The sequence below is a fragment of the Lysinibacillus sp. NPDC093210 genome, from assembly GCF_044753985.1.
Classification (GTDB): domain Bacteria; phylum Bacillota; class Bacilli; order Bacillales_A; family Planococcaceae; genus Lysinibacillus.
This window is the reverse complement of the sequence record NZ_JBIVOE010000001.1, coordinates 206,590-220,464: the sequence shown is the minus strand read 5'-3', so window position 1 is coordinate 220,464 and position 13,875 is coordinate 206,590. Positions and strand designations below refer to the sequence as shown.

13 protein-coding genes and 1 pseudogene are annotated in these 13,875 nt (G+C 36.1%); 5 read left to right on the top strand and 9 right to left on the bottom strand.

What is annotated here, in order from left to right; all coding sequences use genetic code 11:
- Positions 1-46: 46 nt before the first annotated feature.
- Together ACIP9C_RS01085 and ACIP9C_RS01080 are read right to left on the bottom strand one after the other, a co-directional pair.
- Positions 47-1,207 (bottom strand): hypothetical protein, encoded by a 1,161-nt coding sequence (locus ACIP9C_RS01085; protein WP_401007821.1) that lies wholly within the window; start codon positions 1,205-1,207, stop codon positions 47-49.
- Entirely contained in the window at positions 1,200-1,697 is a 498-nt protein-coding gene (locus ACIP9C_RS01080; protein WP_401007819.1) for a sigma-70 family RNA polymerase sigma factor, read from the bottom strand. Before ACIP9C_RS01080 ends, ACIP9C_RS01085 begins: the two co-directional genes overlap by 8 nt.
- Positions 1,698-1,849: 152 nt before the next feature.
- On the opposite strand from ACIP9C_RS01080, the gene ACIP9C_RS01075 reads away from it, so the two are divergent.
- The gene (locus tag ACIP9C_RS01075) at positions 1,850-2,155 is read left to right on the top strand and encodes a Dabb family protein (protein ID WP_401007817.1); all 306 of its coding nucleotides are present in this window, start codon (positions 1,850-1,852) and stop codon (positions 2,153-2,155) included.
- Positions 2,156-2,346: 191 nt separating this feature from the next.
- Here the strand turns inward: ACIP9C_RS01075 and ACIP9C_RS01070 are convergent, their stop codons facing one another.
- Positions 2,347-2,970, bottom strand: a complete 624-nt coding sequence (locus ACIP9C_RS01070) for a hypothetical protein (RefSeq protein ID WP_401009182.1) — start codon at positions 2,968-2,970, stop codon at positions 2,347-2,349.
- Between the two features lie 1,040 nt (positions 2,971-4,010).
- Between ACIP9C_RS01070 and ACIP9C_RS01065 the strand changes: the two genes are divergently transcribed.
- The gene (locus ACIP9C_RS01065; RefSeq protein WP_401007815.1) at positions 4,011-4,631 is read left to right on the top strand and encodes a hypothetical protein; all 621 of its coding nucleotides are present in this window, start codon (positions 4,011-4,013) and stop codon (positions 4,629-4,631) included.
- Positions 4,632-4,884: 253 nt separating this feature from the next.
- Here ACIP9C_RS01065 and ACIP9C_RS01060 read toward each other — a convergent pair whose 3' ends face one another.
- From ACIP9C_RS01060 to ACIP9C_RS01040, 5 genes are all read right to left on the bottom strand, one after another.
- The gene (locus ACIP9C_RS01060; RefSeq protein ID WP_401007813.1) at positions 4,885-5,847 is read right to left on the bottom strand and encodes a carbohydrate kinase family protein; all 963 of its coding nucleotides are present in this window, start codon (positions 5,845-5,847) and stop codon (positions 4,885-4,887) included.
- A gap of 27 nt (positions 5,848-5,874) precedes the next feature.
- The gene (locus ACIP9C_RS01055) at positions 5,875-6,753 is read right to left on the bottom strand and encodes a DMT family transporter (protein WP_401007811.1); all 879 of its coding nucleotides are present in this window, start codon (positions 6,751-6,753) and stop codon (positions 5,875-5,877) included.
- Between the two features lie 113 nt (positions 6,754-6,866).
- On the bottom strand, positions 6,867-8,117 hold the full coding sequence (locus tag ACIP9C_RS01050) for a glutamate-5-semialdehyde dehydrogenase (RefSeq protein WP_401007808.1): 1,251 nt from the start codon (positions 8,115-8,117) through the stop codon (positions 6,867-6,869).
- Positions 8,118-8,129: 12 nt separating this feature from the next.
- On the bottom strand, positions 8,130-9,224 hold the full coding sequence (gene proB / locus ACIP9C_RS01045; protein ID WP_401007806.1) for a glutamate 5-kinase: 1,095 nt from the start codon (positions 9,222-9,224) through the stop codon (positions 8,130-8,132).
- Positions 9,225-9,746: 522 nt separating this feature from the next.
- Positions 9,747-10,130: a sodium:proton antiporter gene (locus tag ACIP9C_RS01040; protein WP_401007804.1), complete on the bottom strand. Its 384-nt coding sequence runs from the start codon at positions 10,128-10,130 to the stop codon at positions 9,747-9,749.
- A 240-nt stretch (positions 10,131-10,370) separates the two neighbouring features.
- On the opposite strand from ACIP9C_RS01040, the pseudogene ACIP9C_RS01035 reads away from it, so the two are divergent.
- Positions 10,371-10,989: pseudogene (locus tag ACIP9C_RS01035) on the top strand (LysE family translocator).
- A gap of 14 nt (positions 10,990-11,003) precedes the next feature.
- The gene (locus ACIP9C_RS01030; RefSeq protein ID WP_401007803.1) at positions 11,004-11,801 is read left to right on the top strand and encodes a DUF1835 domain-containing protein; all 798 of its coding nucleotides are present in this window, start codon (positions 11,004-11,006) and stop codon (positions 11,799-11,801) included.
- 71 nt (positions 11,802-11,872) lie between these two features.
- On the opposite strand, the gene ACIP9C_RS01025 is transcribed toward ACIP9C_RS01030, so the two are convergent.
- A complete protein-coding gene (locus ACIP9C_RS01025) occupies positions 11,873-12,775 on the bottom strand; it encodes a LysR family transcriptional regulator (protein WP_340824840.1) in 903 nt (300 codons plus the stop codon).
- Positions 12,776-13,075: 300 nt separating this feature from the next.
- Between ACIP9C_RS01025 and ACIP9C_RS01020 the strand changes: the two genes are divergently transcribed.
- Entirely contained in the window at positions 13,076-13,828 is a 753-nt protein-coding gene (locus ACIP9C_RS01020) for an alpha/beta hydrolase (RefSeq protein ID WP_172771105.1), read from the top strand.
- Positions 13,829-13,875: the final 47 nt, after the last annotated feature.

Here is a 13,875-nt window from a genome sequence, read left to right as displayed (position 1 = left end):
AGGTCTTCTCAACTGATTTTTGAGAAGACCTTATTATTTTTTAAAATTATTTAGTTGTAGGATGCCATACACCTTGTTCGTTTTTAACAAAATTAATTTTGAATGTAAAATCCATAGAATGTATAAGTATAGTTCCTTGCGTTTCACTTAGTTGTTCAAATTCTGCTTCCTCAATACCATTATAATTATAAGCACTTAAAAGCATCTGAATTTCTTTTGTATAATAATATTCCTTTATTTTTTGATTATTTATATACTTTTCAATTTTCGATCGTGTATCCGTCGCTAATAATGAATAATGTGCTAAGTAATCCCCTTGTGCTTCTGAAATTGCATACATTTTCGCAATGGATAGTGGTTTAACACCTTTAAGAAAATTTAAATCATAATTTTCTTTAAATTTATTATAAAGTGATTGTTCCTTGTCAGTTAATGTAAAGGTAGGCTTAAGTTTTTTTACTCCGACAACTTTACCGATAAATGCGTCATTATTTACTACTTCAACTGTCCCACCTTTTTTATTCTTATAAACGGCATACTCATTTTCTTGCAATGGTGCAAGGTTTACATCAATCGTCTGCATTTTTACAGCATCCATATGAAAGCGACTGTTAAAATAATATTTGTATATTTCCTGTTGCTCGGGTTGCGCGAATTGCACAGGAGCCACTGCACCCGGCAAAGCAAGAAATTCACCATTTAACGTTACTTGTCCATTCGATGTTTGTACTTTATCGCCTTCAACGCCAAATACAGGGGAAACTACGATATCGTACATATCATAGTATGCAATATAATCACCTACTACAATTTTTGCTTGTGGATCAATCACCATTGGTAGGAAGGATAATGCCCACTGTTTCCCCATTACATAGGAAATCGTAGGTTTAATGACAACTGAATCGTTGGATTCGATAATTGGTAGCACAGTTTCATTTTTTTGCAGTAATTTGACAACGTCATAAGGATCTGTTGGTAATGTCGCAACTGTTTTTGCCGCGGTTGCCTCATGGGTTGTGAATTGTAACTTCAAAACGACACCTAAAACCAAAACAAATGTCAGCGCAATTAAGGGTACTTGCCAATATTGTTTTTTGATGCGTTTATTTACAGGTCGGTTAGGCATGAGCATACGCTGTTTCATGTCCTCAGTAAATGGAACGTCTGCACGAAGCTCTTGCTTTAATTGCTCTTTAAAATTATTCATGGATAAACACCTCCGTATGTGCAGATAACTTTGATTTAAGTAATTCTTTTCCTCTACGTAATCTCGTGCGAACTGTGTTTTGAGAAAGATTTAGCAAATCGGCTATTTCCGATGCCTCAAATTCCTCGTAATAAAACAATATAATGACTTCCCGATAGTGAATCGGTAACTTCATTACTTCTTGTTTTAACGAAAGAAATTGTTGTTGACGCATGACTTCCTGTTCGGCTGATTTTTCATTCGTCCAAAAGGGTGTTAAAAATTGCAGGACGTTTTTGCGCTTCATTTTGCGTAATTCATCGTGACAGCGATTAATTAATATTCTTGTTAAATACGTTTTCAATGATGCATCTTTGCGAAAAGCGTCACCCTTTGTGGCAAATGTAAAAAATACATCCTGCGTAATTTCCTCAGCGAGTTGCCGATCTTTCACATATAAATAGCTTAGATGGAATAGGTATTCACCGTATTCGTCCACTAGCTGCTCCATAAAACTACCACCTTACTTGTCTTTTAATGATTAGACGTATAAATTTACGAATATTGTTCAAAAAAATAAAAATTGTCAAAATTACTAGTATTGAAATTTAATAGACGACTCTATATGATTATTAAAAAAGATGTATAGGAGGGGATATGTACATGATTAGACATATTGTGATGTGGAATCATAAAGATGAATTTAACGAAGAACAAAAAGCACACAATGCACAAATCGTCAAAACAGAGTTAGAGAGCCTGACAGATAAAATAAACGGGATTATCTCATTAAATGTTATCACAAATCCATTAGCATCTAGTAATCGACAAGTACTGTTGATTAGCCTATTTGAAAGCGAAGAACATTTGCAACAATATCAAATTCATCCAGACCATGTCCGTGTTAGCCAGTTAGTAGGCTCATTAATGAAAGATAGAATATGTATTGATTTTGAAGAAAATCTATAAAACAATAATGGCACTTCCTAAAGTGTTGGATAAGATGTGACAGCACCATGTTTTGTTGTGGATGCACCGGCATAATGATTAGCATAGGTAAGGAGGGGGAGTTGTTGAAAGAGAAGAAAAAGAGTAGCAAAGATTGCTACTCTTTTTTTGTTCGTTAGATGTCTCATAAAGTAATTTGTTTTTGAATTATGTTATAAAACTACCCCAGTTGGCAAACATATGAAGTTTGTATTTAATGTATGGTGAGTTGTAAAACCAAGGTAATTTAATCCTCCACCGATAGTGAATGCATAAGTACTGCCTAAACCAGTAATACGAGCGTTTACTCCTGTTCGCATAAAATTACCTTCTGAAGCAGTGGTGCGTAAATTAGAATAGCTAGCAAAAACTTGACGACCACCAGATAACTGTGTTGTAAAAGTTGCAGATACTGCTATATCAACAGGCGTTTTACCATGTCTAACTCTGACCTTACGTGATGCAGAAGTAGTAGAGAATGGCGTTATTGTATTTGAAAGAGGTGCAACATTGTTTGCTTGTGTGGTCTCAATTGCTTGGTGATAAAATACGTCTTCTGAACCCCAACCTTCACCTTCCAAATAATTCAAAGGAAGTTCAACAACGCTAGATGTTGTTGTCTCAATTGCTCGTTGTTTAAATACTTCTAGAGAAACCCAAGCTTCTTCTTCAAAATCCTCAATTGGAGAAACTTCAATATCTACTAGACCGTCTCCCCATGTCACTGTGGATTTTACTTCGTTTAAAATTTCTATATATTGTTGATGTAGTTGTTCTTTTTCTTCTTGACTTAACATAGTTGCTGATGCGGTACTTTTATTTTTAATACTATTTGAAGGAGCTACAACTTCGTTAGTTTGTGTCTCCTCGACGGCTTGTTGATTAACTATTTCTGGTGAAATCCAACCTTCTTCTGAACCCCAAGCAGCATCTTCGAAATTATAGACAGGATTTTCAACAACAACGGTAGCTTGTATCCTGTCAATAGCACGTTGTTTATATTCTTCTAGGGAAACCCAATCTTCTTCCTCGAATGAATCTATTGGAGAAACTTCAATGTCTACGAGACCATCTCCCCATGGTACTGTATATTTTACTTCTTCTAATATTTCGATATATTGTTGATGTAGTTGTTCTTTTTCCTGTTGACTTAACGTAGCTGCTGAAGCACTACTATGTGAAATAAAGAGAATACAAGCGAAAGCAAAAAGAGCCGTGAAAAATTTGCAAGATTTTAGCGACTATTTTTTTCCTATTTTCTCCTTCTCCTTACCTTATAGAATACTTCACTACTGTCGCATCAATAGACTCTGAATGTTCTGATTTTTACCTACCTAGATTTAAATGTAGCAGTGGTAAACAACCATTTTTACTATACTCAGAGTGGCGCAATAGAAAGTAACTTTATGAGACATTTTTCCCCAATATAGTTAGCAAGCAAATCTTTCAATCTTTTATTGTAACCATTAAAGTAAACGAAGAATATTAAGTTATAGTGTTGAATAATGTTTATACGACGATAGTGAAGATAATTAAATTTTATAATTATTTTGTATTTTTTGTCTAGCGAAAATATAGAAAGCAAAAAATATAGAATCCATTTCTAAAAAATCGAATATGTATTGATGTTGAAGAAAATTTATAAAAACAAACTCCATTTTGATGCTGTAAAAATGGAGTCTTTTATTTAAGTTGTTTTATAAGAAGATATCAGTCTCGTAGAGAATTCATATAACTACTCGCATTTATCATAAAGGAAATTTTAAATAATGATTTTTATGGTTAAAAAGGAATATTTATCAAGTAAGGGGAATTATATTATGAGGGGGTAATTAGCATGAGGAAGTTTTTTACCATATTATTAGTTATTGTTACAACAATCATGTTTTCTGCTTGTTCAGACAACATAGAAATGCCAAAATCATCCAGTAAGGAAGGCGTTGCACCCTATGCGCTAACAGCAAGTGATACATATCTTTTGAAGTCGTTAGGACTTGAAAAGGATACAAATATTGTATCTTTCAAAGCTCCTAAAACTGCAAAAAGCCTTAAAGTTAATGTTTATACTTTGCAGGATGACGACACTTGGAGTGTGATAGGTGGCGGACAGATATTTTTAGGGTCGGATGCCAATGCCAATGATAGTTTAGAAGGTACGTTTGCAATGATACTTAAAGATGACTATGCAGTAGATTTCAACATCAATACAACGGCGACGATTTCGTATAAAACGGATATATTGGATGTCGATGATGAAATTTTAGCTTCTTCAAAAGTTTATCTAACAGAATTTCAAAAGATAGAAATTAATAAAGAAATACCTGTTGCGATGATGATTTACAATGATAGTTCAAGTATCAAAAGCTTTGCTATGGAAGATTTCTTTTCTCCTTCAAGATTTGAAGAAATGTATTTAGTTCAGGCAGTCACACTGACTTTTACCGATGAAAACACTTAGGATTTAGCCAAATGAGATTGTAAATGAAAATGCAACATTGTTATGGATGGATGAAAGAGAAGAAAAAGAGCAGCATAGATTGCTACTCTTTTTTGTTCGTTAGATGTCTCATAAAATAATCGGCTTACATTTAAGTTGTAAAACTACACCATTTGGCAAACATATATTTCTTAAAAATTGATTATGTATTGATGATGAAGAAAATCTATAAAAACAAACTCCATTTTGATGCTGTCAAAATGGAGTCTTTTATTTAAAAAGAAAAGGGTACTTCCTGGAGAGTTGGAAAGGAAGGGATGGCCCCATGTTTTGTTGTGGATGCACCAGCATAATGATTAGCAAAGCTAAGGAGAGGAGTAGCAAACGTTTTGCAAAATGCTTCGACTTTCTCTGCTGTAATATTTTTCAGCAACAACATACTTAAAATGGATCCAATAAAGGCATCACCTGCACCTGTCGTATCAATCGCTTGTACAACATTTGCAGAAACGTTCACATGTTGTTGCTTCGTATAAAGACTAGCGCCTTGTGCACCATGGGTCACGAAAATCACTTGGACCTTCCCTTGAAATAATGATTGAACCGCTTGTTGTACATTGTCTATATGAGTTAGAAACGATAGCTCCTCGTCAGAAAGCTTCACGATATGTGCGCTCGGAATAAAATTCAAAATTGTTTGTCGACAAGCTTCCGCGTCATGCCATAGAGGGAGTCGTACGTTCGGATCAAAAGATACGAGGCAGCCTGTATGATGAGCCTGCCCAATGATTGCCTCATGTGTTTGCTTCATTGGACTGTCTACTAAGTTCACTGAGCAAAAGTGGAGGATGTCTTTCGCTGTAAGTAAATTAGCTGGTAATTGTTCTGGTCGATATAGTAAATCAGCCGCATTTCTGCGGTAAAATAAAAAGTCACGATCTCCATCTGCTGACAAAGAAACAAAGGCAAGGCTTGTTTCGCCTTTAGTTGTTTGCACAATATATTGGGTGTCCACGCCAGCTTGTTTTACTGTATTGATTAAAAAGTCACCAAATGCATCTTGCCCTACCTGTGATAGCAGGGCAGCTTGTTGTCCCATTTTTGCACAGACAGCGGCCACATTGGCAGGGGCACCTCCAGCATTTTTTGTGAATTGTTCTACTGATGAAAGTGAGTCACATTGTTCAGTAGGGGTAAAGTCAATTAACAGCTCACCGATTGCATATAGTTTACGCATACAATTCCTCCTCTTACCATGGAAAATTCATTCCTCTAACTTAACTTTTTGATTAGGGATATAAATTGTATAAAAAATCCCTCCGAAAATTAAAACAATGCCAACAGTTTGCATAATGCTAGGCATGAAATCGAGCAATAGCATATCTAATAAAATAGCAACGACTGGATCTACGAATACTAAAACAGAAACTAGTATAGTAGATAGATTGCGAATACTATCGAAAAATAAATAATAAACGAATCCAGTATGAATAAAGCCTGTACCCAAAATATAAAGCCAATTCGTTGTTGTTAATCCTTCAAATAGTGAAAAGTCCACAAAAGGTAATAGTATGACGATACCAACAGTCGTTTGTATAAATGTTAATGCATAGGAACTTAAATTTTTAATCGTTCTGCTCGTTAACATTGTAAAGGCGTAAAACAATGCAGAGAGTAGTGCCCAAACGAAGCCTGACTGCATAAATTCAGACAGAGAAACAAAATTTTGTAAACCAATAATAAAAATACTACCAATAAAACATGTCAATGTTGCGACAAGAGCTTGTACAGTCATTTTTTCCTTTAACAATAGAGCCCCTAAAATAAGCACAAATATAGGTGCCAAATTATAAATTGAAATGGCAATCGAGATCGACATTTCTTCAAATGCTTTAAATAAAAATACCCAGTTTAAGACGATAAAGACACCGCATAGAAGTGTACGCGCTATTTCCTTTTTGTCCCATACTTCGGTTTTATGGCCACCTGTCATTAGCCATAAAAAACAAAGAAATAGAGTAGCACAAATACAACGGATAAAGACTAGCTCAATAGCTGGAACGCCAGTATGGATGGTGAAAAAGCCGATAGAGCCGAAAATGGCCATCGATACAGTAAGTTTTATTACTGCAGAAATATTCATATCAAACCTTCTTTCTAGTAGACCTACAATAGCTACTATTTTTTTAGTTATCATGTTAGTAAAGAAACCGACAGTGTGGTTTACTGTCGGCTCTTTATATTGGTAAATAATCGTTACTCGCGGATTTGCCCATTTCCATGGATAAAATACTTTGTTGATGTTAATGCAGGTAAGCCCATTGGTCCGCGTGCGTGTAATTTTTGTGTACTAATACCAATTTCGGCGCCATAGCCGAATTCAAAACCATCTGTAAAGCGAGTAGAGGCATTATGGTAAACAGCTGCCGCATCTACATTATTTAAAAATGTAGATGCTACAAGTGGATCTTCAGTAATGATGGCTTCAGAGTGGTTTGTACCGTATTGATGAATGTGCTCAATGGCCTCAAATACGTTTTCGACAACTTTAACGCTTATTTTTAAATCTAAGTATTCCGTAGCAAAATCTTCCTCTGTTGCGAGCTGCGCGAAATCTACCGCTTGGCAAACTGCTGCATCACCGATAATTGTTACCCCAGCTTCGTGCAAAGCGTTTAGCAGCTTTGTACCGTATTCATTAAACCAATCCGGATGAATAAGTAAGCTTTCAGCAGCGTTACAAACAGAAGGACGTTGTGTTTTTGCATTTCGACAAATTCTTTCTGCTTTTATGTAATCAGCAGTTTGGTCAACATAAATATGGCAATTGCCTGCTCCTGTTTCAAGCACTGGCACTGAAGCTTCACGAACGACTAAATCGATAAGTGCCTTACCACCACGAGGAATTAATACATCTAGATATTCTTTTAAATGAAATAATTCCTTCGCTGTTTCACGACTCGTATCTTCGATTAGTTGCACTGCATCAACAGGGATAGACGTTTTAGCAAGTGCTCGGTGAATACTTGAAACAAGCGCTATATTTGAAAATTTAGCTGAAGAGCTTCCTCGTAAAATAACGGCATTGCCTGTTTTCAACGATAATGTTGCTGCATCAACGGTAACATTGGGACGTGCCTCGTAAATCATGCCAATCACACCAATTGGTACCATACGTTTTTCGATATGCAAGCCATTATCTTTGTCAATGTGCTCAAGTATTGTGCCAACTGGGTCATTTAATGTTACAAGTAAATGAATAGCATCTGCCATTGCTGTAATTCGGTCCTTGTTTAACATAATGCGATCAAGTGTTGAAGCGGGCATACCTTTTTCTTTGCCACTTGCTAAGTCCTTTAAGTTTTCTGCAATTAGCATATCTTGATCGATGATTAATTGTTCAGCAATTTTAGTTAACGCATCATTTTTCTCGCACGTTGTTTTAATATTTAATACATAGCTTGCTGTCTTTGCGAGTTGTCCTTTTTGATAGACTTCACTAGTCATCTTTATGCCTCCTTATTTTGTTTGTATTTTTAACCATTTATCTCGATGAATGACTTCTATTGGATAGTTCGTTAATTCATCGGTCCGTTTTCCCATAGCATGTGCTAGCTCAAGTGATGAGTATAAAACTTCACCACGTCCAATAAGCCTATTTTCACTATAAACCTCTACAACGTCACCTTGTTCAAAGTCTCCTTCAACTCGGTAGACACCAGCTGGTAGTAAGCTTTTACCATTTTCTAATAACGCCATTTCCGCACCGTTATCTACAAAGATTTTACCAGAAATTTCCGTAAGTGCAATCCACTGTTTATTATTTGTTAAAACAGCGAGCGCCTCATGTTCAACATATGTGCCATCTCCATGACCATCCATAATATCGACCAGCTTATGCGCACCGTAGCCTGTACCGATAAACACCTTAACACCAGCATTTAAAGCTGCTCGCGCTGCCAATAGTTTAGACTCCATACCACCTGTTCCAATTTTTGAACCTGCACCATCAGCGAAGCCAAGCATTTCATCTGTTACTTCTGTTAAACGATCAATGCGCTTTGCTTGCGGATTTTTATTGGGATTAGCATCGTATAAGCCGTTGATGTCTGTAAGGATAATGAGCTGGTCTGCATGAACAAGTCCGCTTACAAGTGCGGATAGCATGTCATTATCGCCAAATGTTAACTCACTGACAGATACAGTATCATTTTCATTAATAATTGGGAGTATAGCACGCTCTAACAATTCCTCAAATGTTGCATAGGCATTTTTATAGCGTTCTTTTTTCGAAAAATCAGTACGTGTAAGTAAAATCTGAGCAGGCATAATATCATAAATACTAAATAGCGCATGATATGTTTGAATAAGCAAACTTTGGCCGACTGCAGCAGCAGCTTGTTTGCCTTTAACTGTCACTGGACGAGAAGGGTAGCCTAATTGTTTAAAGCCTGCTGCTACAGCACCTGAAGATACAAGTAAAACTTCATGGCCACATTTTTTTAATTCTGCAATAGCTTGCACATGATCCATTAAGCGTACTTTGTCAATTTCGCCTTTTGCATTCGTTAAGGAGCTACTGCCAATTTTTACGACGATTCTTTTTCTTTCCATCACATTTCCTCCAGTTCACCATTCATGGTCGCCACGTGTCTTGCAACATGAAAACATTTGTTAAAAAACAATAAAAAAAACCTTTTCATCCTAAAAATTAGGACGAAAAGGTTGCTTTCCGTGGTACCACCTACATTGAATATCTTGAGATATTCCACTTTCCTCATAACGCTTGAGACTGCGCCTAGTTTGGCTAGGACGTTTCACGAAGTAGGTTCAGTAGTCTTTTTTGTACAATGCCTTGCAGCCGGTGGGCATCGCTCTCTTAGCAATTAGTTTCTACGTACTAGTCTTCGTGCGCTTTATAGGTATTGATTATTTTAAAGAGGTCCGTACCATATATAATGACCACAGGCTCTCGTTCGTACTAGTAATTGAATAAAGAATGCACTACTTCTGTGTGTCTGTCAAGCTGAATAGAAAAATTCTGTATAAATGAGAACAAAATGCTGAAGTTGTGAACATTATACTAAAAGGGGGATATCTAAAAAACACGCTTAAAGTGTCAAATAAAAAAACAAATTATTTAAACCACCAGATGGCAACAAATAAAGGTAACATGGCCAAAATCATCACAAAGAAACTCCACAATATTTGTTTACCTGTTGTCATATTTTTTGGCTTAATGCTCATTTTTTCATAGAGTTGGTTGATGGCGCTTTGCTCTTTTGCGTAGAGCATTGATTGAAATTCATCATAATCTTGTATATAACTTGATGGAGGTCTGGGGCTGAAACGTAAATTTCGGATATCGTCCGTAATATCTTTTTCGCCAATCCGATAGGTAATAACTGGTGCCAAGCCAGAGGATTGCATTGCTTGAACGTCGATATCATGTGTTTTCATTTTATAAAAGACATTCCCTTGCTCGTCCTCCATTTCTTGAACAATATCGCTTACTGCCATCGACGACACCTCTTTCTTCATACAATATGGACTAAATATAGAGTGTTAATTTTCATTATAATGCATGAACGAAGAAAAATGTTGTGTGAACGAACATTAATTGAGACAATAATTTTTTTGTAAAAATTCTATATATAGTCATAAACTCACAACTAAAGTAGCGAGTGTCGTGTAGTATAATGAAAATACAACCATTATAATTTTGGTTTTTTCTAAAAGTAGTGGAAAGAAGGGGAATAATTGGAATTTTCAACGTTGCTAACGTTTTTAGGTGCGGCAGTCATATTAACGGTAATGCCAGGGCCAGACAATTTATTTGTCCTTGCGCAAAGCATTACACAAGATAAAAAGGCAAGTATTGCGACTTCATTAGGTTTATGTACAGGTTTGCTTGTTCATATCGGAGCTGCAGTTTTAGGAATTTCAGCTATTATTTATCAATCGACGGTTATCTTTTCGGTTGTCAAATTTGCAGGTGCCGCCTATTTATTATATTTAGCATGGCAATCATTTCGAGCAAAAGGTGATCTATTTGGAGCAACAAAATATTCAAGCATTAGATTTGCTGTATCGCAAAGGAATCTTGATGAATTTGTTAAATCCAAAAATTTCTTTATTTTTCTTAGCACTATTGCCACAGTTTGTAAATCCAATACACGGCCATGTGGCGTTACAAATGATAATTTTGGGTATGGTATTTTTAGTGCAGGCCCTTATTTTATTCTTATTATTTAGTATTTTTGCAGGGAAAGTTAGAAAAGTCCTTATAGGGAAGCCAGCAATTGCTAAACGCTTGAATATGGTACAAGGCATACTATTTACATTTATCGGTATACAAATCGCACTAAGTAAACAATAAAAGGAGGAGGCTATATGGCAATTTTACATATTACCTTTAGCTTGTCTACACACGGTTCTATTAAACACGCGATACGACAACACCATTTACAGCGAGAAGAGTCGGTGATTTGTGTCAATGATGTTTTCTCAATCGGACCACTTGCAAGCTTGGAAAATCGAAAAAAATGGTTAGAAACTAATGTTTTTAAGGATATAGAAGAAAAAGAATTATACGAGGACATCCATAAGATGTGGATAAAATCAATAGCCGGCATCCCTTGTGATTTGGATGTTTGGATTTGGTATAGTCAAAATTCACATGAGGAAATTGGTTTGCGCTATGTGATGAGCGAGTTTATCACTAAATGCAGCATGGTATTTGGAATAGATACAACCGCAGCTTTAAAGCGAATTCAGCCAGATATGTCCATTCGCCATACTGGAGAACTATCATCGGATTTGCTTATGAAACTTCGATCTGATGCTAAACGGTTTACACTTGATGAGTGTCGGCGACTTGCTAAAGAATGGGAAGAGCTAAAGCAAAATCCAAGTACATTGCGCGTTTGGCAAAATGGTATTGTTCATGCAGAGGAGCACATTTACGATGCAATTATTATTGAATGTGCAAAAGATTTACGAGCTAACAATGAGGAGTTATGGCTTTCACCAGTGAGTGTCATTGGGCGAACTTTCAATAAAATAGAGGACTATATGAGTGAAGCCTTTTTAGAATATCGAATTTTCACCCTAGCTAGGAAAGGGTTATTTGAAATTAGTGGTGACACGACAGATATGTTTTCTTATCAAATAAAATATATAGGGAAATAATTAGTTTCCTACAATAACTTTCAAATCATAAAATTAAAAGCGGAAGAATGCTATAAAGCATCCTTCCGCTTTTAGTCGTTGTTCCTTGAAGGTCCCATTTTCTCATAATAATCAAAAACAAATTTCTGAAATTGTCGTGCGGAAGGGGAGAGGTAACGATTTTCAATCCAAGCCATCCCGATAATACGTTCACAGACCATATCTTCAACGTGGATTTTTACGACTTTTTTTGGATTAAGATCTTCATCATCAGGTAGTAGTGATACGCCAAGGCCTGCGCCTACAAATCCTGCTACGGTCGAAACCTCATCTCCCTCATAGGTAATTTTAGGCTTAATGCCCGCTGCGTTTAATAATCGATCAGCAGTACGGCGCAATGCATAGCCTTTTTTCATAAGTACAAAGTTTTCATGCTCCAGTTCCTTCATTGTAATGCTTTTACGATTGGCAAGGTGATGATCAATTGGCACCATAATGTAAAGCTCATCTCGCCACAGTTCTTTCCAGCATACAGGTGGTTCTGTGTTAATAGCAGCAAGTAGGCAAAGATCAAGCTCACCTGCAAGTAGTTGTTTTAATTGTGAGTGTGAATAGTTTTGTGTGAAATGAAAGCGGATTTGCGGGTGTTGCTGTCGAAAGGCGCGGATCAAATCAGGTACAATACTTGTTCCAAGTGTATGTAAAAAGCCCAGTGACACATCTCCAAGCTCAGGATTATTAAGCTCTTGTAATTCTAATACTGCCTTTTCATATTCTTTGCGCATACGCTGCACACGATATAAAAACTGTTCTCCATAACGATTTAGCATGATGGAACGCCCTTGTCGGTCAAATAACGGAACACCTAATTCCTCCTCAAGCTTAGAGATTGAGCGACTTAGTGCAGGCTGTGAAATTGCTAATACATCTGCAGCACGTGTCATATGTTCAAGCTTTGCTACTGTTGCAAAATATTCCAATTGTTGCCACTCCATTTTTTTCACCTCCATTAATAGTATTACTATTTGTTACCTGCATTATAACGGTAAAAGTATAGGAAGTATAGGCAACGTGGAAATATTTTATAAGGTATAGCAAAGGAATTTTAATAAAATAATTTTTATAATTTTTAAGCATCCCTAAATGGTGATTATACAAGGCTTCAACCTCACATCATTCATGCATGAAAAGTATCGAAACGATAAAAACTATAAATTGTACATTATGAATAAAGGGTGTTAAGATAGACACATAAAATACACAAATACAAATTTCCGTGAAGGGGATATTATAAAATGAAGTTATCAAAGCCGCAACCTCTAACAATTGAGGGAGGCAAAAAAGCCGTACTATTACTGCATGGATTTACAGGTAGCACAAAAGATGTGAAAAAGCTAGGGGAATTTTTATCAACACGTGGTTATACTGTTCATGCACCTATCTATAGTGGTCATGGGGTAGAACCAGAAGCCCTACTTGAAACAAAGCCTGAAGACTGGTGGAATGATGTAGTAGAAGGCTACAACTTCCTAAAAAATAAAGGCCATGAAGAAATCGCAGTAGTAGGAATTTCACTTGGCGGTGTCTTTTCATTAAAAGTAGCAGAGCAATTTCCTGTTAAAGGAGTTGTTGCCATGTGTGCGCCGATAACACGCGATAGCTCAAAAGGATTATTTACACGTTTATATAATTACGCAAGACTTTATAAACACTTTGAAAATAAATCAAAAGACCAAATTATTTCTGAATTACATGAATTACGAATTACACCAAAGGATTCTTTAGATGGCGTTACACGCTTAACTGAAGAAACGCGTGAAGATTTACCAGCAATTAAAGCGCCAACTTTAGTACTGCAAGGATTATTAGACGATGAGCTATATCAACAAAGCGCTCCGTTTATTTTAGATACAGTTAAAACAGATGATAAAGAAATTATTTGGTATGAAAATTCAGGTCATATTATCACGTTAGATAAAGAACGTGAGAAAGTTTATGAAGACGTGTACAATTTTTTAAACCATATTGAATGGTCTGTTGCAAACTAAGAGCTGTCTTCTGACAGCTCTTTTCATTTTTTCATTTAACTTATTAG